This is a genomic window from Streptomyces saintjeani (assembly GCF_055409605.1).
Genome location: NZ_CP189624.1, coordinates 142,266 through 166,282, shown reverse-complemented (window position 1 = coordinate 166,282; position 24,017 = coordinate 142,266). Strand labels below are relative to the sequence as shown.

Here is a 24,017-nt window from a genome sequence, read left to right as displayed (position 1 = left end):
ACGCCCCGCACATTCCTGCGCCGTTCTGACCTCCCCCCGTACCACCCCGGAAAACCCTGACGAAGCCCTGAACCGGCCTGTCTTGAACCAGGCACCCCGCCCCCGGAGGCTTGAAGTCGCGGGGCGGCGTGGGCAGTTGAGGGGTCCCGCGCACCGCAGCCGAAGGCAGGCGTATCACGAGACGCGGGGAGTGGGTACATGCACAGCACCTTGATCGTCGCCAGGCTGGAACCCGGCGCGAGTACGAACGTGGCGGACCTGTTCGCCGGATTCGACGCGACGGAGATGCCGCACCGGATGGGCACGAGGCGCCGGCAGCTGTTTCACTACCGGGGCCTGTACTTCCATCTCCAGGACTTCGACGAGGACAACGGGGGAGAGCGCATCGAGGAGGCGCGGACCGACCCCCGGTTCATCGGGATCAGCAATGACCTGAAGCCGTACATCGGGGCGTACGACCCGGCCACCTGGCGCTCCCCGGCGGACGCGCAGGCGACCCGGTTCTACGCGTGGGAGGCGTCCGCGTGAGCGCTCGCCGTGTCGTCGTCACCGGCCTGGAGGTCCTCGCCCCCGGTGGCGTCGGAGCCAAGAACTTCTGGAACCTGCTGAGCGAGGGACGCACCGCGACGAGGCGGATCACGTTCTTCGACCCCACGCCGTTCCGCTCCCGCGTGGCGGCCGAGATCGACTTCGACCCGTACGAGCACGGCCTGACCCCGCAGGAGGTCAGGCGGATGGACCGGGCGGCCCAGTTCGCGGTGGTCGCGGCGCGCGGCGCGGTCGCCGACAGCGGCATCGACCTCGGCCGCCTCGACCCCTACCGCACCGGCGTGACCGTGGGCAGCGCGGTGGGCGCGACGATGAGCCTGGACGAGGAGTACCGCGTCGTCAGCGACGGCGGCCGGCTCGACCTCGTCGACCACGTGTACGCGGCACCGCACCTGTACGACCAGCTCGTGCCCAGTTCGTTCGCCGCCGAGGTGGCGTGGGCGGTCGGCGCCGAGGGGCCCGCGACCGTCGTCTCCACCGGCTGCACCTCCGGCATCGACTCCGTCGGGTACGCCGCCGAGCTGATCCGCGAGGGCACCGCGGACGTCATGGTCGCCGGCTCCTCGGACGCGCCGATCTCCCCGATCACCATGGCCTGCTTCGACGCCATCAAGGCCACCACACCCCGCCACGACGACCCGGCCCACGCCTCGCGCCCCTTCGACGGCACCCGCAACGGGTTCGTCCTCGGCGAGGGCGCCGCCGTCTTCGTCCTGGAGGAACTCGACAGCGCCCGCAGGCGCGGCGCCCACATCTACGCGGAGATCGCCGGGTACGCGACCCGCTCGAACGCCTACCACATGACGGGCCTGCGCCCGGACGGCCTGGAGATGGCCGAGGCCATCCGGGTCGCCCTCGACGAGGCGCGGCTGCCCGGCGAGGCCGTCGACTACATCAACGCGCACGGCTCCGGCACCAAGCAGAACGACCGCCACGAGACCGCCGCGTTCAAGCGCAGCCTCGGCGAGCACGCCTACCGCACGCCGGTCAGCTCCATCAAGTCGATGGTGGGCCACTCCCTGGGCGCCATCGGCTCCATCGAGATCGCCGCGTCCGTCCTCGCGATGGAGTACGACACCGTCCCGCCGACCGCCAACCTGCACACCCCCGACCCCGAGTGCGACCTCGACTACGTGCCGATCGACGCCCGTGACCAGCTCACCGACGTCGTGCTCACCGTCGGCAGCGGGTTCGGCGGGTTCCAGAGCGCGATGGTCCTCGCGGACCCGGAGAGGAAGGCGGCGTGAGCGGCGCCGTCGTGGTGACCGGCCTGGGCGTCGCCTCGCCGGCCGGGCTCGGGGCGCGCGAGCACTGGGCCGCCACCCGCGCCGGGCGCAGCGGCATCGGGCGCCTCACCCGGTTCGACCCCTCCGGCTACCCGGCCAAGCTCGCCGGGGAGATCTCCGGGTTCACCGCCGAGGACCACCTCCCGGGACGCCTCGTCCCGCAGACCGACCGGATGACCCGCCTCGCCCTCGCCGCCGCCGACTGGGCGCTGGCCGACGCGGGCGTCCACCCCGGCGACCTCGACTCCTTCGACATGGGCGTGGTCACCGCGAGCGCGTCCGGCGGCTTCGAGTTCGGGCAGAACGAACTGCGGAAACTCTGGGGGCAGGGCAGCCAGTACGTGTCCGCGTACCAGTCGTTCGCCTGGTTCTACGCCGTCAACAGCGGCCAGATCTCCATCCGCAACGGCATGAAGGGCCCCAGCGGGGTCGTCGTCAGTGACCAGGCGGGCGGCCTCGACGCCGTCGCCCAGGCCCGCCGGCAGATCCGCAAGGGCACCCGGCTCGTCGTCTCCGGCGGCGTGGACGCCTCCCTGTGCCCGTGGGGGTGGGTCGCGCAGCTCGCCGGGGGCCGGCTCAGCACCAGCGAGGACCCCGACCGCGCGTACCTCCCCTTCGACCCCGGCGCCCAGGGCCACGTCCCCGGCGAGGGCGGCGCGATCCTGATCCTGGAGGACGCCGAGGCGGCCCGCGAACGCCGCGCGCACTCCTACGGTGAGATCGCCGGGTACGGCGCCACCTTCGACCCCCGGCCCGGCAGCGGACGCCCGCCGGGACTGCGCCGGGCCGTCGAACTCGCCCTCACCGACGCGCGGTTGCAGGCATCCGACATCGACGTCGTGTTCGCCGACGCGGCCGGCACCCCCGACCTCGACCGCGCCGAGGCCGACGCGCTGACCGCCGTCTTCGGCCCGTACGGCGTCCCGGTCAGCGCCCCCAAGACGATGACCGGCCGCCTCTACTCCGGCGCCGCGCCGCTCGACCTCGCCACCGCGCTGCTCGCCCTGCGCGACGGCGTGATCCCGGCCGCCGTCAACGTCCGGCCCGCACCCGACTACGCGATCGACCTCGTGACCGACGGGCCGCGCGGCGCCGAACTGCGTACGGCCCTGGTCCTGGCCCGTGGCCACGGCGGTTTCAACTCGGCCGTCGTGCTGCGCAAGCCCTGAACACCGAGCACCCCCCAGAAAACGCCCCACCGGAAGTCCCCCCACCCGAAAGGAACCCCCCTTGTCCGCCGACAAGTTCACCCTCGACGACCTCAAACGCATCCTCCTCGAAGCCGCCGGCGCCGACGAGGGCGTCGACCTCGACGGCGACGTCCTCGACACCGACTTCACCGCGCTCGGCTACGAGTCGCTGGCCCTCCTGGAGACCGGCGGCCGGATCGAGCGGACGTACGGCATCGCCCTGGACGACGACGTCCTCACCGACACCCTGACACCGCGCGCCCTCATCGGCGTCGTCAACGACCTGCTGACCGTCTCCCCCGAGAGGACCCGATGACCGACACCGGCCGCGTCGCCCTCGTCACCGGCGCCACCAGCGGCATCGGCCTCGCCGTCGCCCGGCTCCTCGCCGGACAGGGGCACCGCGTGTTCATCGGCGCCCGTGACGCCGACCACGTCGAGACCACCGTCAAGGAACTCCTCGCCGAGGGCCTCGACGTCGCGGGGACGACCGTCGACGTCCGCGACCCGGAGGCCGTACGGGGCTTCGTGCGCGCCGCCGTCGAGCGGTTCGGGCCGATCGACGTGCTCGTCAACAACGCGGGCCGCTCCGGCGGCGGCGTGACCGCCGACCTCTCCGACGAGCTGTGGGAGGACGTCATCGAGACCAACCTCACCAGCGTGTTCCGGCTGACCCGCGAGGTCCTCACGGCCGGCGGACTGCGCCACAAGGACCGGGGCCGCATCATCAACATCGCCTCCACCGCCGGGAAGCAGGGCGTGGTCCTGGGAGCGCCGTACTCGGCGTCGAAGCACGGCGTCGTCGGCTTCACCAAGGCCCTCGGCAACGAACTGGCGCCCACCGGGATCACCGTCAACGCCGTCTGCCCCGGCTACGTCGAGACCCCCATGGCCCAGCGCGTCCGCCAGGGGTACGCCACCGCGTACGACACCACCGAGGACGCGATCCTGGAGAAGTTCCAGGCGAAGATCCCCCTCGGCCGCTACTCCACCCCCGAGGAGGTCGCGGGCCTCGTCGGCTACCTCGCCTCCGACACCGCCGCCTCCATCACCGCGCAGGCCCTCAACGTCTGCGGCGGCCTCGGCAACTTCTGATCCGCCCACCGAGCCCCGTAGGAGTCACGACCATGACGACCCGTGAGGTCGAGCACGAGATCACCGTCGCAGCGCCCGCCGAAGCCGTCTACCGACTCATCGCCGACGTGGAGAACTGGCCCCGGATCTTCCCGCCCACCATCCACGTCGACCAGGTCGAGCACGGCGGCGGCGAGGAACGCATCCGGATCTGGGCCACGGCGAACGGCGAGACGAAGAACTGGACCTCCCGCCGCACCCTGGACCCGCAGGCCCTGCGGATCACCTTCCGCCAGGAGATCAGCGCCCCGCCGGTCGCCGCGATGGGCGGCGCCTGGATCATCGAACCCCTCGACGAGCGGCACGCACGGGTCCGGCTCACCCACGACTACCGCGCCCTCGACGACGACCCGCAGAGCCTCGCCTGGATCGACGAGGCCGTGGACCGCAACAGCCGCTCCGAACTCGCCGCCCTGCGCACCAACGTGGAGGCCGCGCACGCCGCCGCCGACCTGACGTTCTCCTTCACCGACAGCGTCACCGTCGCCGGCACCGCCAAGGACCTCTTCGCCTTCGTCGACGAAGCAGGACTGTGGGCGCAGCGGCTCCCGCACGTCGCGTCCGTACGCCTCACCGAGGACACCCCCGGCCTCCAGACCCTGGAGATGGACACCCGCGCCAAGGACGGCTCCACGCACACCACCAAGTCGTACCGCGTGACCTTCCCCCACCACCGCATCGCCTACAAGCAGGTCACCCTGCCCGCCCTGCTCACCCTGCACACCGGGGTGTGGACGTTCGAGGAGACCGGGGCCGGCACCGTCGCCTCCTCCCAGCACACCGTCAGCCTCAACACCGACACCATCACCGCCGTCCTCGGCGCCGACGCGACCGTGGACGACGCCCGCACCTACGTCCACACCGCCCTGTCCACCAACAGCCTCGCCACCCTCGGCCACGCCAAGGCGTACGCCGAGAACCAGCACCGGCCATGACCGCACCGGACACGGACGTCATCGTCGTCGGCGCGGGCCCGGTCGGCCTGCTGCTCGCCGGGGAACTGCGCCTCGGCGGCGCACGGGTCGTCGTACTGGAACGCCTGGCGGCCCCCACCACCGAGTCCCGCGCCTCCACCCTGCACGCCCGCACGATGGAGATCTTCGACAGCCGGGGCCTGTGGGACGGCGCCGACACCCCGGCGAGCGACCCGCGCGGCCACTTCGCCGGCATCCCCCTCGACCTGACGCTCCCCGGCAGCAGGCCCGGCCTGTGGAAGGTCCCGCAGTACGACACCGAACGCCTCCTGGGCCGGTGGGCCGAGGAGTTGGGCGCCGACGTCCGGCGCGGCCACGAGGTGCGGGCGGTCACCGATGCGGGGGAGTACGTCGAGGCCGAGACCGCAGGCGGCGTCCTGCGCGCCGCCTACCTCGTCGCCTGCGACGGCCAGGACAGCACCGTACGCGGCCTGGTCGGCGCCGGCTTCCCCGGCCACGACGCGCGCCGGGAACTGCTGCGGGCCGACGTCGACGGGATCGACGTACCCGACCGGCGCTTCGAACGCCTGCCGGACGGGCTGGCCATCGCCGCGCGCCGCGCGGACGGGGTGACCCGGGTGATGGTGCACGAGCACGGCGCACCCGTCCCCGCACGGACCGGCGCGCCCGCCTACGACGAGATCGTGCGCGCCTGGAAACGGGTCACCGGCGAGGACATCAGCGGCGGAACCCCCTTGTGGGTGAACGCCTTCGACGACACCACCCGCCAGCTCACCCACTACCGGCACGGCCGCATCCTGTTCGCCGGGGACGCGGCGCACCGGCAGCCGCCCATCGGCGGCCAGGCCCTCAACCTCGGCCTCGCGGACGCCTTCAACCTGGGGTGGAAACTCGCCGCCGAGGTCACCGGGCGCGCTCATGTGCTCGACACCTACCACGCCGAACGCCACCCGGCCGGCGTGCGCGTCCTGGCCTCGATCGAGGCACAGGCGACCCTGCTGTTCGGCGGGCCCGAGGTCGACCCGGTGCGCGCGCTGCTCACCGAACTGCTCGCGTACGAACCGGTCCGCGCCAGGCTCGCAGCCACGATCGGCGGCCTGGACACCGGCGTACATCTCCCGCACCTGACGCACGCCGGCCGTGGCCTGCTCCTCGGCCCCGGCGACCCACCGGACCGCGACCTCCCCCACGCGCACGCCGAGACCTGGACCCTCCTACGACCCGACGGCCACGTCGTGTGGGAGGACCCGGACCAGGCGCCGCCGCCCGAGGTGTACGACCGCTGGTTCGGACCCGCCCGAAAGGAACCCCGACCATGCCCCTGATCAAGCCCGACGACGGCTACCTGACCGTGTTCAACCTCTTCGAGACGGACACCCGGCCGCTCCAGGACGACGTCCTCGACGCGATGCGCGACATCATCGACAACGCCGACTACCCCGGCTGGGTCTCCTCGACGCTGCACTCCGGCGTGGACGAGCCCGGCACCGTGAACTACATCCAGTGGCGCAGCGCCGCCGCCCTCCAGGCCCGCTACGAGGGACAGAAGTTCCAGCAGAAGACCGTGCCGCTGTTCCACAAACTCGCCCGCACCGTACGCCTGCTGAAGACCGAACTCGCCTTCACCCAGCACCACCCCGGGCTCGACGACGGCATCCGGATCTCGCCGGAACGCGACGACTACACCGTGGTGATCGTCCTCGACACCCGGCCCGAGGACCAGAAGGACCTCCTGGAGACCCTCGCCAAGCCCGACGAGTGGATCACGACGGTCCCCGGCTACCGCTCGCACACCTACTTCCGTGGCGTGGACGGCACGTTCATCGTCAACTACGCCCAGTGGGACGGCAAAGAGGCGTACGACGCGTTCCACACGCTGCCCGAGGAGCAGCGGCCCGCCGACATCCGTGCGGGGCGGGAGCGGGCGCGTTCCCTCGTCACCGGACGGCAGGCCAACACGTACCGCGTGACGCATTCGCGGTCGGCGCAGGACGCGCCGGCATGAGCGACACGGACGTCATCGTCGTCGGCGCGGGGCCGACCGGGCTGACGCTCGCCGCCGAACTGCGGCTGGGCGGGGCGCGGGTGACGGTCGTCGAGCGGCTGGCCGAACCCACCGGGCAGTCACGGGGGCTGGGGTTCACGGCGCGGGCCATGGAGGCGTTCGACCAGCGGGGGCTGCTGCCGAGGTTCGGACCCGGTGAGGCGCCGGAGACCAGCCCCGTGGGGCACTTCGGCGGGGTGCGGTTCGACTACACCGTGCTGCCGGGGGCGCACTTCGGGGCGCGGGGGATACCGCAGTCGCGTACCGAGGCGGTGCTGGAGGCGTGGGCGGGGGAACTCGGTGCTGTCATCCACCGGGGGTGGGAGTTCACGGGGCTGTCGGCCGACGACTCGTCCGTGTCGGTCGCGGTACAGACTCCCTCGGGGCCGCGCCGGTTGCGGGCCGCCTACCTCGTCGGTGCCGACGGCGGGCACAGCGCGGTGCGGGAGGCCGCCGGGATCGGGTTCCCCGGTACGCCCGCGTCCCGCGTGATGTACCTCGCGGACGTGGTCGGCCGTTCGCTGCGGCCCCGGCCGCTCGGGGAACGCCTCGAACACGGCATGGTGATGGCGGCTCCCCTCACCGACACCGTGGACCGGATCATCGTCTGCCCGGACGGGGCACCGCCCCGCGAGGACGCGGCGCCCGTGACGTTCGCCGAGGTCGCGGACGCCTGGCTCCGGCTCACCGGGGAGGACATCTCCGACGCGGACACCGAGTGGGTCAGCTCCTTCACCGACGCCACCCGGCAGGCGGCCACCTATCGCGCGGGCCGGGTCCTGGTCGCCGGGGACGCCGCGCACATCCACCTCCCGGCCGGCGGGCAGGGCATGAGCACCGGCATCCTGGACGCCTTCAACCTGGGCTGGAAGCTCGCCGCCGAGGTCACCGGGCGCGCGCATCTCCTCGACACCTACCACGCCGAACGCCACCCGGCGGGCGCCCGGCTGCTGCTCAACACCCGGGCGCAGGGCACGGTCTTCCTCGGCGGGCGCGAGTCCGACCCGCTGCGCGCGCTGTTCGCCGAACTCATTGAGCACGACGACGTGAAACGGCATCTGGCCGGGGCCGTCAGCGGTCTCGACGTGCGGTACGACCTCGGCGACGGCCACCCCCTCCTGGGCCGCCGCGTCGCACCTCGCGTACTGACCGGACCGGCGGGGGAGACGACCACCACCCGGCTCCTGCACCCCGCGCGCGGCGTCCTCCTCGACCTCGCCGACGACCCCGGGCTGCGGGCGGCAGCAGCACCCTGGCACGACCGGGTCACCGTCACCACCGCCACCCCGAAGCCCGCCGACGGTCCCGACGACGACCTGCGCGGCCTGCACACCCTGCTGATCCGCCCCGACGGACACGCCGCCTGGGCCTCGGACACGCCGGACGGCGAGGGGCTCAGCGCCGCCCTGCACCGGTGGTTCGGGACGCCCTCCGACCGAAAGGCAGCACCGGCATGAGCACCGACGACTTCGTGGGCGCCCTGCGAGACCGCGCCGACCTCACCGCCCTCGCCGACCTCTACGTCACCCACCTCGACCGCGACCGCCACCGCGACGACTGGTTCGGCGAGGTCTTCACCGACGACGCCCACCTCACCTTCCCCATGGGCGAGTACAAAGGGACCGCCGGTCTCACCGAGTTCCAGGAACTCGCCCGCACCACCTTCGAACGCACCCACCACACCGCCACCAACTACACCATCGACCTCGACGGCGACCGCGCCACGATCCGCGCGCACCTCACCGCCGTCCACGTCCGCGAGGCCGCCGCGCCCGCCGAGCACTTCACCATCGGCGGGCACTACGAGGCCGGTGCCGTCCGCACCCCCGACGGCTGGCGCATCCAGCGCTTCGTGTTCGACCTCGTGTGGCACGAAGGCCGGGCGCCGGGCCACTGACCTCGCGATTTGACAGAGATCTGACGTACCGCGCAAAGACCTGACATCGACGCGTCTTGTCCGGCCCGACCGGCCCCAACAGACTTGATCCGGGCCTGTCGGTGTGTCCCGGTCGGACCCCACCGGCCACTCCCGCAGCCCAGTGAGGAACCCCGTCATGCCCCCTGGCACCAGCGAACTCCCCCTGCCCGTACAGGTGTTGCAGATCATCACGGCCGGCTGGCTCGCTCAGGCGGTCAGCGCGACCGCCGAACTCGGCGTCGCCGACACGCTCGCCGACGGACCCCGTACGCTCGCCGAGATCGCCGCCGCGACCGACACCCACGCGCCCAGCCTCTACCGCCTGCTGCGGGCCGGCGCCGACATCGGCCTGTTCACCGAACACGACGACAAGATCTTCGAGCTGACGCCGCTGGGCGACACCCTGCGCGCCGACAGCCCGGCGAGCCTGCGCAACTTCGCGATCTGGACCGGGCTGCCCGCCGAGCGGTACGCCTGGGCCGGGCTCGCGGACGCCGTCCGCACCGGGCACACCGCGTTCCCCGAGGTGCTCGGGAAATCCGTCTGGGACTACCTGCACGACCACCCCGAGGTGCTCGGCGTCTTCGACCGGGCGATGACCGAGGCGTCGCGGCAGATCATCGCGCCGGTGGTCGCCGCGTACGACTTCGGGCGGTTCGGGACGATCGTGGACGCGGGGGGCGGGCGGGGCGCGCTGCTCGCCGCCGTCCTCGCCTCGGCGCCGGGTGCCCGGGGAATCCTCTACGACCGTCCCGAGGTCATCGCCTCCGCCGGGCAGCCGCTGCGGGACGCCGGGGTCGCGGAGCGGGCCGAGCTGGTCGCCGGGGACTTCTTCGAGTCCGTACCGGGCGGCGCCGATGCCGTGATCTTCTCCAACATCCTGCACGACTGGGACGACGAGCAGTCCCGGCGGATTCTGGTCAACGCGCGGGAGGCGCTGGCCGAGGGGGGCCAGGTGCTGCTCGTCGAGGCCGTGCTGCCGGACCGGCCGCGTCCCTCGCCGACCGTCTCGCTGATGGACCTCGACATGCTCGTCGTCGCCGGGGGACAGCAGCGGACCGCCGCCGAGTTCGGGGCACTGCTCGCCGACGCGGGGCTGAGGCTCACGCGGATCGTGCCGGGCGGCCATTGCAGTGTCGTCGAGGCCGTCCGGGCCTGATCTCCCGGCGGCGCCGTCAACTCCCGTACGCCGTACCGATGTTCCGTACCGAGGAAAGAAGCTCATGACAGAACGGCTCGCACGCAAGCTGTGGTTCGGGATCGGACCCGGGGTCGCCGTCGCCGACGCGGCGGGTGTCGTCCAGCGGGTCGAGTACGCCGACCGGGCGGGGCTCGACTTCTTCGCGCTGTCCGATCACCCGTACTACGGGGACCGGCTGGAGGCGTACGGGGCGCTCGGGCTGCTGCTCGGGCGGACCCGGAACATCACCGGCGTCACGACCGTCACCAACCTGCCGACGCGGCCCGTGCCGTTGCTGGCCCGCACCTTGTCGACGCTGTCCGCGCTCTCCGGGGGGCGGGTCGTACTCGGGATCGGCGCGGGGGGCTACTGGGACGACATCGAGCGCTTCGGGGCCCCGCGGCTGGAGCCGGCCGCCGCGGTGCGCGCGCTGGAGGAAGCGGTCGGGCTGGTGCGGGAGCTGTCCGGCGGCGGGGCGCGATCCGTCAGCCTGGACGGCGAGTTCAGCCGGGTCGTCGGGCTCGATCCCGCGCCGGTTCCCGCGCCGTTGGTCTGGACGGGGTCCGTGGGGCCCAAGTCCCTCGCGGTGACCGGGCGTTCGGCCGACGGGTGGATTCCCGGGAACGCGGCGGACTGGCACAGCGACCGGTACCGGACCTCGCGGCCGATCGTCGACGAGGCCGCCCGGGCCGCCGGGCGCGACCCCGCCGACGTCGTGACCGTCTTCAACCTGCCCGCCCGGATCACCGACACCCCCGTCAACACCCCGCGCGACGCGTCCGGCCGGTGGCTCGGGGGCTCCGTCGACCAGTGGATCACCGAACTGACCGAGGCCGTCCTCGAACACGGCGCCGCCGGATTCGTGTACTACGCCTCCGGCGACCCATCGGGACAAACCGGCCTCGCCCGCTGGGCCGAGGAAATCGTGCCGGCGGTTCGCGAGGCGGTCGCCAAAGGGTGAACGTCCATGAGCCGACCGCCGGTGGCTGGCCGTCCGGTGAGTCGTCCGCCGGGGGTCGGCTGGTGGTCGAGGCGGTGGCCGATGGCGGGCCGACCGGCAGGCGCCTTCCGGGAGTCGGTCGTCCGGAGAGCCGTCCGCCGAGGGCCGGCCGGTGAGTTGTTCGCCGGGGGGCGGTTGGTGGTCGAGGCGGTGGCCGATGGACGGTCTTGCGGCAGGCGCCTTCCGGGAGGCGGCCTTCCGGCAGGCGCTCGTCCGGAGAGTCGCCCGTCGGCGGCCGGACGCTCGCCGAGTCGCCGGACACCCGAGCCGCCTGCCGCCCGCCGAGCCGTCTGCCGCCCGCACCGCCGCCTACCGCCCGCCGAGCAACAACCGTCCGTGAAGCGCTCGTCGAGGAATGACCGAGTCCCCCCGCTTCCCACCGAGAGAGGTTCCGAGATGTCCACCAGAACCCCCCGACCGCGCCGTCGGCTCCGTCTCGCGGGCGCGCTGCTCGCGGTCGTCCTGCCCGTCGCCGCGTGTTCGGGCGGCGGAGGCGACTCGGGCGGTACGAGTGCCGGGGGCGCGCCGCGTGACGGCGGGACCCTGCTCGTGGGCAGCGAGGCCGATCCCGGGTGCCTCGATCCGCAGCAGACCGGGCAGGTCGGCGCCATCGACATCACCCGCTCCGTCGTCGACAGCCTCACCGCGCAGGACCCGAAGACCGGCAGGATCGTGCCCTGGCTGGCGAAGTCCTTCACCGCGAGCCCGGACGGCAGCGCCTTCACCTTCGTCCTGCGCGACGGCGCCACCTTCAGCGACGGCACACCCGTCGACGCGACGGCGGTGAAGACCACGTTCGACAACCTGGTGAAACTCCCCGCGAACGGCGCCCCCAGCTACCTGATCGGCTACCGGGGCACCACCGTCACCGACGCGCACACCCTCACCGTGAAGTTCCGGACGGCCAACGCCCAGTTCCTCCAGGCGAGTTCGACCGTCGGCCTCGGCATCATGGCCCCCTCGACGTTCACCGCGTCCACCGCCGACCGCTGCCGGGGCAAGTTCACCGGCTCGGGCCCGTACGTCCTGGACCACTACACCAGCAACCAGGAAGCCGTCCTGAAGAAACGGGCCGACTACGCCTGGCCCTCGTCCATCGCGACGAACAAGGGCGCAGCCCGTCTCGACGCGGTGAAGTTCACCTTCGTCCCCGAGAGCGGCGCCCGCACCGGCGCCCTCTCCTCCGGGCAGGTCGACATCGCCAAGGCCCTCCAGCCCACCGACGAGGCCCAGTTCAAGAGCAACGGCTTCCGCGTCCTGTCCGCGCCCGGACCCGGCCTCGTACCGCCCCTCTCGCTCAACCACCGGGGCATCCTCGCCGACCACAAGGTCCGCGCCGCCCTCCTCAAGGGCATCGACCGGCAAGGACTCGTCGACTCCGTCCTCAGCGAGTCGTACAAGCCCGCGACCAGCGTGCTGTCCTCGACCACCCCCTACTACACCGACTTCTCCGACAAGCTCCGCTACGACCCGCAGGGCGCCGCGTCCCTCCTGGACAGCGCGGGCTGGACGAAGGGCGGGGACGGCATCCGCGAGAAGGACGGCAAGCCCCTCACCCTCACCTGGCTCATCCCCGCGCCCATGCCGCCCGCCGACGAGGCCGTGCAGCAGCAGCTCCGGAAGATCGGCGTCGACGTGAAACTGAAGCCCGTCGCCCCCGCCGTCTACGTCGAACAGCAGCAGAAGGGCGCCTTCGACCTGACCGCCGTCGGGGTCACCCGCGCCGACCCCGACGTCCTGCGCACCGTCTTCTACAGCAAGAGCGCCAACCTCTGGCACCTCCCGCCGAGCGAGCTGGACACCTACCTGGAGCAGGAGGCCGCCGCCACCGGCACGGCCGCCCGGCAGACAGCCGTCACCAACGCCGTGCGCTGGCTCCTCGACCACGCCGACACCGTCCCGCTCTACGAAGGCGCCCAGGTCCACGGCGTCTCCGACAAGGTGCAGGGGTTCACCCTCGACGCCTCCAACCGCTTCGACCTGCACGACACCTGGCTCGGCTGAGAGGCGGCGACTGTGCACACGGCCCGGTACGCGGCCACCCGGACACTGCGCGCGGTGTTCGTCGTCTGGGCCGCCTTCACCCTCACCTTCTTCGCCCTGCGCCTGCTGCCCGGCGACCCCGTCGCCCTCATGCTCAGCGGACGCGGCGGCTTCGCCGAACTCACCCCCGGACAACTCGCCCGGGCACGCGCCGACCTCGGCTTCGACCGCCCGCTCCTCGCGCAGTACGAGTCCGCGCTCACCGACGCGCTCCACGGCGACCTCGGCTCCTCCCTCCAGACCGGGCAGCCGGTCGCCCGGATGATCGCCGACGCGATCCCCCCGACCCTCCAGGTCGGCACCCTCGCGCTGCTCCTCGCGCTCACCGCCGGCACGCTCCTCGGCGTCGCCGCGAACCTCACCGCCAGCCCCCTCCTGCGCCAACTCCTGCGCTCGGTACCCTCGTTCGCCGTCTCCCTGCCCTCCTTCTGGGTCGGGCTCGTCCTCATCCAGCTCCTGTCCTTCCGCTGGCACCTCTTCCCCGCCCTCGGCGACAGCGGCCCCGGCAGCGTCGTCCTGCCCGCCTTCACCATGGCTGTCCCCGGCGCCGCCCTCGTCGCCCAGGTCCTCGGCAAGAGCCTCCACACGACCCTCCAGGAGCCGTACGCCGACACCGTCCGCGCCACCGGGGCGGGCAGGGCGCGGCTCCTGTTCGGCCACGGGCTGCGCAACGCGGCCGTCCCCGCCGCGACCGTCGCCGGGATGCTCGTCGGTTCGCTGATCGGGGGCGCCGTCGTCGTCGAGACGGTGTTCTCGCGGCCCGGGATGGGGCGGATCACCCAGTCCGCCGTCTCGGCGCAGGACCTGCCGGTGGTGCAGGGGGTCGTGGTGGTGGCGGCACTCGTCTTCGCGGTGGTGAATCTGGTGGTCGACCTGCTCTATCCGGTACTCGATCCGCGCATCCGGGCCACGGGACGGCTGGTGACGGCATGACGACGGCATACGGAAAGGAGCGCGAGGCGACGACGCCGCACCGGGAGGCCGTTCGTTCGCGGACCCGCGTCCGCCGCGTACTCGGTATGCCGCTGCGCTCTCCCGGCGTCACCCTCTGCGTCCTCGTGCTCGCGGTCGTCGTCGGCTGGGCCCTCGTACCCGACTGGTTCACCTCCCGCAGCGCCCTCACGGGGGCGCCGGCGGAGCGGTTCCAGCCGCCCAGTGCCCAACACGTCTTCGGCACCGACCAGTTGGGCCGCGACATCTACGCCCGTGTCGTGCACGGCGCCGCCCTCTCGCTGCGCGCCACCGTCGCCGCCGTCCTCATCGCCCTCGGCGGCGGGGTGGTGCTCGGGCTCGTCGCGGGGTTCTTCGGGCGGCGTACGGACGCGGTCGTCATGCGTGTCGTGGAGGTGATGATGTCGGTGCCGCCCCTGCTGCTGTCCCTCACCCTCGTCACCGCGCTCGGCGTCGGCACCACGCAGATCGCTGTCGCGATCGGGGTCACCAGCGTGGCCGCGTTCACGCGCGTAATGCGGGCCGAGGTGCTGCGGGTGCGGGCCGCGCCGTACGTCGAGGCGGCGATCCTGTGCGGGGGGCGGTGGTGGCGGGTCCTGCCCCGCTACATCCTGCCGGCGGCCGTCGGGTCCGTCCTGGCCCTTGCCGCCCTCGACTTCGGGCTGGTCGTCCTCGCGGTGTCCAGCCTGGGGTTCCTCGGGTACGGGGAGCCGCCGCCCGCGCCCGAGTGGGGGGCGCTCGTCGCCGACGGGCGCAACTACCTGGCCACGGCGTGGTGGCTGACCACCTTGCCGAGTCTCACGGTGACGGGGGTCGTGCTGGCGGCGAACCGGTTGTCCCGGGTGCTGGAGAGAGAAGGGGGACACCGATGAAGCCGACGGAGCCGGTGGGGGACGTCGGCGCACGCGTGGTGGGTTCGGTATCCGTCGCCGCCCCGCTGCTCGTCGCCGAAGGGCTGCGGATCGGGTACCGCACCGCGAGCGGTACGCACCTCGCCGTCGACGGGCTCGATCTGGCCGCGCGGGCCGGGCAGATCACCGCCCTGGTGGGGGAGTCCGGGTCGGGGAAGAGCAGTACCGCCCACGCGCTGATCGGGCTGCTGCCCGCCGGCGGAACGGTACTGGGCGGCTCCGTACGGCTCCAGGACGAGGAGCTGACCGGGCTCGGCGAGCGGGCCTGGCGGGAGGTGCGCGGGCGCCGTATCGGCCTGATCCCGCAGGACCCCGGTGTCAGTCTCGACCCCGTCAAGCCGGTCGGCGCGCAGGTCGCCGAGGTCCTGCGGGTGCACGGCCTGGCCACCCGCCGGGACGCTCCCGGCCGGGCCGTCGAGCTGCTGGCCGAGGCGGGCCTCCCCGACCCGGCGCAGCGCGCCCGCCAGTACCCCCACGAACTCTCCGGCGGCATGCGCCAACGTGTCCTGATCGCGATGGCCACCGCGGCCCGCCCCCGCCTCCTGATCGCCGACGAGCCCACCTCGGCACTGGACGTGACGGTCCAGCGCAGGCTCCTCGACCACCTCCAGAAACTCGTCACCACGACCGACACGGCGATGCTCCTGATCACCCACGACCTGGCGGTGGTCGCGGACCGCGCGCAGCACGTCGTGGTGATGTCGCAGGGCCGCGTGGTGGAGACGGGCCCGGTGGAACGAGTACTGACCGAACCCCGACACCCGTACACACGTGGGCTGTTGTCTGACGCGCCGACGCTCGCGGCGCGGGCTCCTCGCGGCTGGTCCCGCACGGCGGGTTCCCCACCGGTGGCGGCGGCCGGGCCCGGTGAGGCACTGCCTGCCACGTCCGGCTCTCCGCGCCGCACTTCCGACGCGTCCGGCGACGTGCCGCCACGCGTGGCTCGGCCTGCGCTTCGTTCCCGTACGGCTGCGGCCACGCCGGGGGAGGAACTCGGCGACGCACCAGCCCTCATCGGCCGGTCCCCCCGCCGCTCCCGCGCGGTCGGCCCCGCGCCTGCCGACGCGCGCCGGGACCCGCCCGCCCTCGGCACCACCCCCGGCGAACCCGCCCCCCTCTTGCGCGTCACCGGCCTCACCCGCGCCTTCCCCGTCCGAGGCCCCCTCCTGGCCCGGCGCCGTACCCGTACCGCCGTCGACGGGGTCGGGTTCGAGCTGGCGCGGGGGGAGACGCTCGGGCTCGTCGGGGAGTCCGGCTCGGGCAAGTCGACGACCGCGCGGATGGTCCTCGGGCTGGAGCGGGCCGACAGCGGGGCGGTGCTGCTGGACGGCGTCGACGTCACCGCCGTACGAGGCGCCGCCCGCAGGGCCCTGCACCGGCGGATCCAGCTCGTCTACCAGAACCCGTACGCCTCGCTGAACCCCCGTTTCACGGTGGCGGAGCTGGTCACCGAGCCGCTGCGCAACCACCGGATCGGGAACCGGGCCCAGTGGGCCGGCACGGTGCGGCGGCTGCTCGACGACGTCGCGCTGCCGGCCGGGACCGAGCGGCGCAAGGCCGCCGAACTCTCCGGCGGGCAGCGGCAGCGCGTCGCCATCGCCCGCGCGCTCGCCCTCGGCCCCGAACTCCTCGTCTGCGACGAACCCGTCTCCGCGCTCGACGTCACCGTCCAGGCCCGCATCCTGGAACTGCTGGCCGGCCTCCAGGAACGCCACGGTCTGAGCTACCTGTTCATCTCCCACGACCTGGCCGTCGTCGCACAGGTCAGCGACCGGATCGCGGTGATGCGCGACGGCCGGATCGTGGAGAGCGGCCCCGCGGACGAACTGCTGCGGTCACCGCGACACCCCTACACCCGGGAGCTGCTGGCCGCCGTGCCCGGCAGCGGCACCACGAAGGACACCCCATGGAGCTAGGTCTCATCACCTTCGGCAGCCTCCTGCCCGACCCCCTCACCGGACAGGCCCTCACCCAGCGGCAGCGGCTGCGGGACGTGGTGCGGGCCGCGGCCGAGGCGGAACGCGCCGGGTTCGCCTGGTACACCGTCGGCGAACACCACTTCGGCGAACGGGACGTCATCCCCTCGCCCGCGCTCGTCCTCGCCGCGATCGCCGAGCACACCTCGACGATCCGCCTCGCCACCGGTACGACGCTCGTCGCCAACCGCGACCCCGTCCTCGTCGCCGAGGACTACGCCCTGGTCGACCTGCTGTCCGGCGGCCGGCTCGAACTCATCGCGGGCGCCTCCTTCTTCCCCGATCCGTACGCGGTGTTCGGCCAGGCACCCGAGTCGAAGGCGGCCCGCAAACGCGAGAACACGGAGCTGCTGATCCGCCTGTGGACCGAGGAACACGTCACCTGGCAGGGCGAGTTCAGGCCGCCGCTGAACGACGTCACCGTCCAGCCCCGCCCGGTGCAGCCCAGGCCGCCCCTGTGGATCAGCGGCGGCGTCGGCTCGGAGTCCGTCCAGCTCGCCGTGGAACACGGGCTGCCGCTGGTCGTCGGCACGACCGCGCGGGAACCGGGCACGTTCGTACCGGTCTTCGACGCCTACCGCACGCTGTGGCGCGAGAGCGGCCGTACGGACCCGCCCGGCCGGCTCGGCGCCGCCAGCCACGTCTTCGTGGCGAAGTCCTCCCAGCGGGCCCGCACCCTGTGGGCCTCCTACATGAACAACTACCTGACCGTCCGTAAACCCGGCACCACGCACACCACCACCCCGCCGGACTTCGACACGTACATCGGCGAGAACGGTCCCGCGATCTGCGGCAGCCCGGCCGAGGTCGTCGACAAACTGGGCAGGCTGCACGAGCTGTGGGGCCACGACCTGCACCTCCTCGCGATCGACGTGGGCGGCATCCCGTACGCGGAGGTCCAGACGGCGACGGAACTGACGGCCGCGGAGGTCCTGCCGCAGATCGCGGGGATCGGGACGGTGACGGCGGATGCCTGACGACGACGCGACGACGGCCGCGCGGTCCCCGTACGCCGCCCCCGTACCCCCCGTCGTCGACGCCGACTGGGTCCGCGCGCACCCCGGCCCCCTCGTCCTGGCCGACGTCCGCTGGTTCCTGGACGGCCGCAGCGGGTACGACGCCTACCTCGCCGGGCATCTGCCGGGGGCGGTCTGGGTCGACGTCGACACCGTGCTGTCCGCGCCGCCCGATCCGGTCGGCGGGCGTCATCCGGTGCCGGAGCCGGGGGAGTTCGCGTGGGCGCTGGGGCTGCTCGGCATCGGGGACGGCACGACCGTGGTGGCGTACGACGCCGACGGCGGGGCCTACGCCGCCCGGCTGGTGTGGCTGCTGCGCAGCACCGGGCGGGATGCCGCGCTGCTCGACGGCGGGCTGGGCGGCTGGTCCGGGGGGATCGAGACCGGCGCGGTCGTGCTGCCCGCCGCGCGGCTCACGGCGGTGGAGTGGCCCGCGCGGGCACTGCGCGGCGCCGACGAGGTCGGGGCGGGGAACGCCGTCGTCCTCGACGCACGCGCCGCCGGCCGGTACTCGGGGGAACACGTCCTGCCGACGGACATCCGCTCCGGGCACATCCCCGGCGCCCGCAGCGCCCCCTGGAGCGAGAACCTCACGCCGGACGGGACGTTCCTGCCGCCCGATCAACTGCGTGAGCGCTACCGGGGGTTGGGAGTGGAGGACGGCGCCGACACCGTCGTCTACTGCGGCAGCGGAGTCACCGCCTGCCACGACCTGCTCGCCCTGGAACACGCCGGGATCACCGGCGCCGCGCTCTACCCCGGCTCCTGGTCCGCCTGGTCGGCGGACCCGTCCCGCCGCGTGGCGACGGGGGAGGAGCCGGGGTAGAGGCCGGTCACCAGCCCGTCCCGAACCTTGCCATCGGCTCGATCAACTCCCGTTCCTCGTACGCGAGATGCGACAGCAGTGTGTCCGCGAGTAGATCCGCCGCCGCGCGCAGCGCCTCGCCGTGCCCTTCCTCGCGTCCTTCGCGTCCTTCGCGTCCTTCGCGCACGAAGGCGACCAGCGCACGGTCGAGACGCTCGATGACGCCCTGGATCGCGTGGTGTTCCTCGGTGAGCCGGTCCAGCACCGCACCGAGCCGGGGATCGGAACGCCGCAGGTGCGGGAACAGGTCCTCGTCCTCCCGGGTGTGGTGCACGGTGGTCACCCGGCAGTACGAGGCGCAGTACGCCCCGAGCGTCCACGCGTTCTGCCGCAGACTCAGCCGCTGGATCTCGGACCGCGCCTCCCCCGGGTCGAGGGCGTCGTCCAGCACCTGCCGCACGACCTCCCCGAGCCGGTCGAGATCGGCGCGGAGCTGGTCGTGGGCGGCGACGAGGTTGCGGGCGGGCTCCTGCTCGCGGCGCGAGTAGCCGCGCTGCGGGTCGGCGGGGGGTGCGGTGGGGCGGGAGGACTCGTCCCAGAGCCGCTCGGTGGACTGCCGCGTCGCGGGCGGCGCAGTGGGCTGTACGGAGAGACGGTCGCCGGGCGGGGAGGAGCGGGACCGGTCCGGCGCGAGGGTGGCGGTGGCGGCAGGTGCCGTACGCCGTGCCGGGGGTGTGGCAGGGACCGTTGAGCCTTCCACCGCGTGCGCACGGCCTGCGGAGCCCGGACGGTCCGCCGCGCGTTTGCGTTCCGCCGTCACCAGGTCCCGCGTCGCCGGCGCCACCTCGTTGGCGAACGCCTCGATCAGGGACGGCTGTTGGGTGGGGAGCAGGAACGCGCTCGTGCCGTGTTCCAGGGTGAGCGCGGCCAGTTGCTCCGGCCAGGCGCTCGGCGGGCCCTGCGGGAAGCCGCCCGGTCCCGGCGAGAGGTTGTACAGGCGCCGTACCTGGTCCGGTTCGCGGCCCGCCGACGTGGCCGCCTCGTCGACGGCACGGTGCCCCGCCGCGAGGTGCCCCGGCGGGACGTGCGGCACGCTGGGGAGCCAGCCGTCGGCCTTCTCCCCGGTCAGCGCGAGCATGCGGGGCCCGACGGCGCCGAGCCAGATGCAGATGGAGTGGGCGGGAGCGGGGCCGGGTACGGCGCCGTCGAGCGCGTAGTGCTCACCGGGAACGCGGACCGGCCGGGCCGCAGCGCCCCACAGCGCCCGGATGACGTCGATGGCCTCCCGGGTCGCCCGTCGCGCCGTACCGGGGTCGCGGCGCGGTCCGCCGTCGGCGGCGATGGCGTCCCAGTAGGCGCCGGCACCCAGCCCCAGCTCGACCCGGCCACCGCTGATCAGGTCCAGGCCGGCCGCGGCGCGCGCGAGCATGACGGGCGGTCGCAGCGGGAGGTTCGCGACGTTGGGGAAGACCCGTACGCGGGTGGTGGACGCGGCGATGACCGCGAGCACCGTCCACGCGTCGAGCAGGTCCGGCCGGTAGGGGTGATCCGGCACACTCACCAGATCCAGCCCGGCCCGGTCGGCGGTCCGGGCGAGCGCCACCGCGTCGTCGGGGTGCCCCGAGGTCGGCACGAGGACGGTACCGAAGAGCAGGTCGTGTCCGTAGTCAGGCATGGGTGCGGGAACTCCCTAGAGGTCAGTGGGGCGCAGGCTTGGCGCCGAGGGGAGGCGGGTGGGCTGTGCCGGTGTGGATCGACGAAGGGGCTGGCGGGGCGGGGACCGCTGGGGAGGGGGGCCGTAAGTGAGGGCGGGCGTGGCGAAGTCGGGCGGGGGAGAGCGGGTGAGCGGGGCTGGGCCGGAGGGAGTGGGGGAAGCCGGGCGGGGACAGGGGCTGCCGGAAGCCGGAAGCCGGAAGCCGGAAGCCGGAAGCCGGAAGCCGGAAGCCGGAAGCCGGAAGCCGGACGTGGGCAGGGCGGGGCTGCGGAAGCCGGGTCGCGTAATCGCCCTCCGATCCACCGAAGGTGAGCCCTGAGCCCAGGCATCACCGTCCCTGGCGTCGCCTCCGGCCCGGCACCCGCGACCAGCCCCGCGCCCGCCGCTTCCACCGCCCGCCCCCGACCCGACCGGCCACGTGAGCCCCGCGTCCTCGGCCGGCCTAAGCCGCGGACCGCGACCGTTCCCCCTCCGCCTGCGCGGGCGCGGGCGCCGCCGTCCTCCCCCAGAACTTCCCGGGCCCCGCCAGCGCCACCACCGCGGCGACTCCCAGCGCGATGGCCGACATCACGAACGCGGTCGTATACCCCGACTCCTCGGGCACCCGGGTCCCCGGCACCGTCCGCGACACCACGATCGACGCGGCGATCTGCGCCCCGAGGGACCCCCCGATCGTCCGCATGATCGTGTTGATGCCGGTCGCCTCCCCGGTCTGGCTCCGGTCGACCGCGCTGACGACGAGGTTCGCCAGCGCCGCGAACGCGAAGCCGACGCCGACGCCGAGGATCGCGGAGCCGACGTACATGGTCCACTCGGTGTCGTGCGCGCCGGCGTAGACCGCGAAGCCGACGACGCCGATGAGGCAGGCGAGGACGAGGGGGAGCTTCCAGCCGACGGCCGCGCCGAGGCGCCCGGCGAGGGGGCTGGCGATCAGCATGGTCACGGCCATCGGGACCATGAACAGCCCGGACTCGGTGACGGACGCGCCGAAGCCGTACCCGGCGCCGGTCGGCGTCTGCGCGAGCAGCGGCACCAGCGTGAACGCCCCGTACATGCCGAACCCGATGACGAGCGCGGTGATGTGGCTGGTCAGGACGGCGGGCCGGCGCAGGAGTTCGAGGTCGATGAGGGGCTCGCGGACCTTGCTCTCGACGTACCCGAAGACGACGAGCAGGACGGCGGTGGCGAGGAAGAGGCCGATGATGCCGGGGGAGGACCAGCCCCACGACTTGCCCTCGCTGATGGCGAGCAGCAGGGCGACGACGCCCGCGCTGAGCAGGACGACGCCGGCCCAGTCGATGCGGCCGGGGTTGGTGTGCGTGGACTCCTGGATGAACACGGTGACGGCGGCGATCCCGAGGAGGATCACGACGAGCCCGAGCCAGAAGATCCAGTGCCAGTCGAGGGCGTCGACGATCGGCCCGGGGATGACGAGCCCGACGCCGAAGCCGATACCGAACGTGGAGGAGATGAGGCCGATCGCGACGGGCACGCGTTCACGCGGGAACTGGTCGCGGACGATGCCGAACGCGAGCGGGAAGGCCGCCGACCCGACGCCCTGGACCGCGCGGGCGGCGATGAGCAGGGGGAGCGAGTCGGACAGCGCGGCCAGCAGCGTGCCGGCGGCGAACACGGTGAGGCTGGCGATCAGCACCCGCCGCTTGCCGAACATGTCGCCGACCCGCCCGAGCAGCGCGGTCGCGACGGAGGCGGTGAGCAGGAAGGAGCTGAGCACCCAGGAGACGGCGGTCGTCGAGGCGCCGAACTCCCGCTGGAGGTCGGGCAGCGCGGGCACGACCATCGTCTGCATCAGGGAGAAGGACAGGACGGCGAGGAGGAGAGCGGCGAAGGGCGCGCCGGTGCGCGCTGGCGTGTCGGTCATGGAGAGGTCCTCAGGGGACGGGCGCGGTGATCCGCCGTTCGGGAGCACGGAGCCGGCGCCGAACTGGTGTCGAGACGTAATGATTCCATGATGTCACCCTTACGTCCAGTCACTGCCCTCCCGTATCGTTGGACGTATGAGCGAGACCCCTGACTCCGCCCCCCGCCCGCCGAGCCTGCTGGCGCTCCCCTCGTACCTCGCCGGACACATGGCCCGGATCGGCCACGACGCCCTCGTGGAAGCGGTCGGCCGGCACGGGCTGCGGCTGCCGCACTTCGCGACGCTCACCGCGCTCGCGGACTTCGGCCCCCTGCCCCAGCACGTGCTGGCCGACCGCCTCGGCTTCCAGCGCAGCCACCTGGGCGGATACCTCGACCTGATCGAGGAGCGCGGCCTGGTGCACCGCACCCGCGACCCCGCCGACCGGCGCCGTCAGCTGGTCGGGCTCACCGAGGAGGGGACGCGCCTCCAGCGCACCCTGTGGCAGGTCGCCGAGGAGTCCCAGGACTCCTTCCTCGCCTGCTTCACCCCGGCCGAGCGCGAGACGCTGACCGCGCTGCTGCTGCGCCTGCTCGACGCCGACGACCGGGCGCGTGCCGGGGAAACGCTCGATCGAATTCCGTGAGCGCTTAATGTGATTGAAACAGAGAATCCACTGGAACGACTTTGAATTACCCGCCCCGGTTTAATAGTATGGTACACGAGTTTCGCTTCGTGTGACGAACTGGACTTACCGGGGGAGAGTATGACGCAGATATCGTCAGAGTTCCTGCGGGAACCGCTTGTATCCACCCGGCCCGGAGCCGGCGGGTGGCGCATCCTGATCGTCGAGGGCGACGCGGGAGACGCCTGTGCCCTGGAGGAGGGGTTGCGCCGGCACGGCCACGAGGTGACCGCCGTGGACCGGGGCGCCCAGGCCTTAGCGGCCTACGAGAACGTGGACCTCGTCCTGATGGAACTGGAGCTGCCGGACCTGGACGGCCTGGAGGTGTGCAAGGCGATCCGCACGGTCAGCTGCGTCCCGCTGATCGTCGTCACCGCGCGCGGCTCGGAGCTGGACCGGGTCCTCGGCCTCCAGGCCGGCGCCGACGACTACCTGGTCAAGCCGTACGGCTTCCGGGAGTTGATGGCCCGTATCGACGCGGTCATGCGGCGCGTGCGCTCCCGCAGGAGCCCGAGCCGGGCGATCGACCACGGCCCGCTGCACATCGACGTGGGCTCCCGCGAGGTCTGCCTGGACGGTCACTGTGTGGACCTGACCCGCAAGGAGTTCGACCTCCTGTGCCTGCTCGCGTCCCACCCCGACACCGTCATCTCGCGCAAGCGCCTCCTCCAGCAGGTGTGGGGCGACTCGTGGTCGCGGCGGACCGTCGACACCCACGTCAGCAGCCTGCGCAGAAAACTCGGCGGCAACGGCTGGGTCGTCACCGTGCGCGGTGTGGGTTTCCGCCTCGGGCACGCCTGAATTCCCTATTCCGGCATT

General features: G+C 73.1%; 23 protein-coding genes. 21 read left to right on the top strand and 2 right to left on the bottom strand.

Annotated features, from left to right (window positions below):
* Window positions 1-198: 198 nt before the first annotated feature.
* The 19 genes from ACQCO7_RS00780 to ACQCO7_RS00690 all read left to right on the top strand — a co-directional run bounded on the left by ACQCO7_RS00780 (window position 199) and on the right by ACQCO7_RS00690 (window position 18,959).
* The gene (locus ACQCO7_RS00780) at window positions 199-528 is read left to right on the top strand and encodes a TcmI family type II polyketide cyclase (RefSeq protein ID WP_464069896.1); all 330 of its coding nucleotides are present in this window, start codon (window positions 199-201) and stop codon (window positions 526-528) included.
* On the top strand, window positions 525-1,796 hold the full coding sequence (locus tag ACQCO7_RS00775; RefSeq protein ID WP_464069895.1) for a beta-ketoacyl-[acyl-carrier-protein] synthase family protein: 1,272 nt from the start codon (window positions 525-527) through the stop codon (window positions 1,794-1,796). The genes ACQCO7_RS00780 and ACQCO7_RS00775 overlap by 4 nt, the downstream gene beginning before the upstream one ends.
* Entirely contained in the window at window positions 1,793-3,004 is a 1,212-nt protein-coding gene (locus ACQCO7_RS00770) for a ketosynthase chain-length factor (RefSeq protein WP_464069894.1), read from the top strand. Before ACQCO7_RS00775 ends, ACQCO7_RS00770 begins: the two co-directional genes overlap by 4 nt.
* 61 nt (window positions 3,005-3,065) lie before the next feature.
* On the top strand, window positions 3,066-3,341 hold the full coding sequence (locus ACQCO7_RS00765) for an acyl carrier protein (protein WP_010359929.1): 276 nt from the start codon (window positions 3,066-3,068) through the stop codon (window positions 3,339-3,341).
* Window positions 3,338-4,120, top strand: a complete 783-nt coding sequence (fabG, locus tag ACQCO7_RS00760) for a 3-oxoacyl-ACP reductase FabG (protein WP_464069893.1) — start codon at window positions 3,338-3,340, stop codon at window positions 4,118-4,120. The genes ACQCO7_RS00765 and fabG overlap by 4 nt, the downstream gene beginning before the upstream one ends.
* 32 nt (window positions 4,121-4,152) lie before the next feature.
* Window positions 4,153-5,094 carry an aromatase/cyclase gene (locus ACQCO7_RS00755; protein ID WP_464069892.1) on the top strand — a complete coding sequence of 314 codons (942 nt, stop codon included), beginning with the start codon at window positions 4,153-4,155 and terminating at the stop codon, window positions 5,092-5,094.
* Entirely contained in the window at window positions 5,091-6,419 is a 1,329-nt protein-coding gene (locus ACQCO7_RS00750; RefSeq protein ID WP_464069891.1) for an FAD-dependent monooxygenase, read from the top strand. Before ACQCO7_RS00755 ends, ACQCO7_RS00750 begins: the two co-directional genes overlap by 4 nt.
* On the top strand, window positions 6,410-7,099 hold the full coding sequence (locus ACQCO7_RS00745) for an antibiotic biosynthesis monooxygenase (RefSeq protein ID WP_464069890.1): 690 nt from the start codon (window positions 6,410-6,412) through the stop codon (window positions 7,097-7,099). Before ACQCO7_RS00750 ends, ACQCO7_RS00745 begins: the two co-directional genes overlap by 10 nt.
* Window positions 7,096-8,595 (top strand): FAD-dependent monooxygenase, encoded by a 1,500-nt coding sequence (locus tag ACQCO7_RS00740; RefSeq protein WP_464069889.1) that lies wholly within the window; start codon window positions 7,096-7,098, stop codon window positions 8,593-8,595. Before ACQCO7_RS00745 ends, ACQCO7_RS00740 begins: the two co-directional genes overlap by 4 nt.
* The gene (locus ACQCO7_RS00735) at window positions 8,592-9,035 is read left to right on the top strand and encodes a nuclear transport factor 2 family protein (RefSeq protein ID WP_464069888.1); all 444 of its coding nucleotides are present in this window, start codon (window positions 8,592-8,594) and stop codon (window positions 9,033-9,035) included. The genes ACQCO7_RS00740 and ACQCO7_RS00735 overlap by 4 nt, the downstream gene beginning before the upstream one ends.
* Before the next feature lie 157 nt (window positions 9,036-9,192).
* On the top strand, window positions 9,193-10,215 hold the full coding sequence (locus ACQCO7_RS00730) for a methyltransferase (protein WP_464069887.1): 1,023 nt from the start codon (window positions 9,193-9,195) through the stop codon (window positions 10,213-10,215).
* Window positions 10,216-10,279: 64 nt separating this feature from the next.
* Window positions 10,280-11,197: an LLM class flavin-dependent oxidoreductase gene (locus ACQCO7_RS00725; protein ID WP_464069886.1), complete on the top strand. Its 918-nt coding sequence runs from the start codon at window positions 10,280-10,282 to the stop codon at window positions 11,195-11,197.
* 196 nt (window positions 11,198-11,393) lie between these two features.
* Window positions 11,394-11,576 (top strand): hypothetical protein, encoded by a 183-nt coding sequence (locus ACQCO7_RS00720; RefSeq protein WP_464069885.1) that lies wholly within the window; start codon window positions 11,394-11,396, stop codon window positions 11,574-11,576.
* Window positions 11,577-11,632: 56 nt separating this feature from the next.
* A complete protein-coding gene (locus tag ACQCO7_RS00715; RefSeq protein ID WP_464069884.1) occupies window positions 11,633-13,240 on the top strand; it encodes an ABC transporter substrate-binding protein in 1,608 nt (535 codons plus the stop codon).
* A 12-nt stretch (window positions 13,241-13,252) separates the two neighbouring features.
* Window positions 13,253-14,212 (top strand): ABC transporter permease, encoded by a 960-nt coding sequence (locus ACQCO7_RS00710; protein ID WP_464069883.1) that lies wholly within the window; start codon window positions 13,253-13,255, stop codon window positions 14,210-14,212.
* Window positions 14,209-15,102: an ABC transporter permease gene (locus tag ACQCO7_RS00705; protein WP_464069882.1), complete on the top strand. Its 894-nt coding sequence runs from the start codon at window positions 14,209-14,211 to the stop codon at window positions 15,100-15,102. Before ACQCO7_RS00710 ends, ACQCO7_RS00705 begins: the two co-directional genes overlap by 4 nt.
* Window positions 15,099-17,057, top strand: coding sequence for a dipeptide ABC transporter ATP-binding protein (locus ACQCO7_RS00700; protein ID WP_464069881.1), 1,959 nt, complete (start codon window positions 15,099-15,101; stop codon window positions 17,055-17,057). The genes ACQCO7_RS00705 and ACQCO7_RS00700 overlap by 4 nt, the downstream gene beginning before the upstream one ends.
* Entirely contained in the window at window positions 17,048-18,094 is a 1,047-nt protein-coding gene (locus tag ACQCO7_RS00695) for an LLM class flavin-dependent oxidoreductase (protein WP_464069880.1), read from the top strand. Before ACQCO7_RS00700 ends, ACQCO7_RS00695 begins: the two co-directional genes overlap by 10 nt.
* Window positions 18,087-18,959 (top strand): sulfurtransferase, encoded by an 873-nt coding sequence (locus tag ACQCO7_RS00690; RefSeq protein ID WP_464069879.1) that lies wholly within the window; start codon window positions 18,087-18,089, stop codon window positions 18,957-18,959. Before ACQCO7_RS00695 ends, ACQCO7_RS00690 begins: the two co-directional genes overlap by 8 nt.
* Window positions 18,960-18,966: 7 nt before the next feature.
* On the opposite strand, the gene ACQCO7_RS00685 is transcribed toward ACQCO7_RS00690, so the two are convergent.
* A complete protein-coding gene (locus tag ACQCO7_RS00685) occupies window positions 18,967-20,613 on the bottom strand; it encodes an LLM class flavin-dependent oxidoreductase (protein ID WP_464069878.1) in 1,647 nt (548 codons plus the stop codon).
* Window positions 20,614-21,094: 481 nt separating this feature from the next.
* Window positions 21,095-22,534, bottom strand: coding sequence for an MFS transporter (locus tag ACQCO7_RS00680; RefSeq protein WP_464069877.1), 1,440 nt, complete (start codon window positions 22,532-22,534; stop codon window positions 21,095-21,097).
* A gap of 136 nt (window positions 22,535-22,670) precedes the next feature.
* Between ACQCO7_RS00680 and ACQCO7_RS00675 the strand changes: the two genes are divergently transcribed.
* Window positions 22,671-23,159: a MarR family winged helix-turn-helix transcriptional regulator gene (locus ACQCO7_RS00675; RefSeq protein ID WP_464069876.1), complete on the top strand. Its 489-nt coding sequence runs from the start codon at window positions 22,671-22,673 to the stop codon at window positions 23,157-23,159.
* 120 nt (window positions 23,160-23,279) lie between these two features.
* A complete protein-coding gene (locus ACQCO7_RS00670) occupies window positions 23,280-23,999 on the top strand; it encodes a response regulator transcription factor (protein ID WP_464069875.1) in 720 nt (239 codons plus the stop codon).
* The last annotated feature ends 18 nt before the right edge of the window (window positions 24,000-24,017 follow it).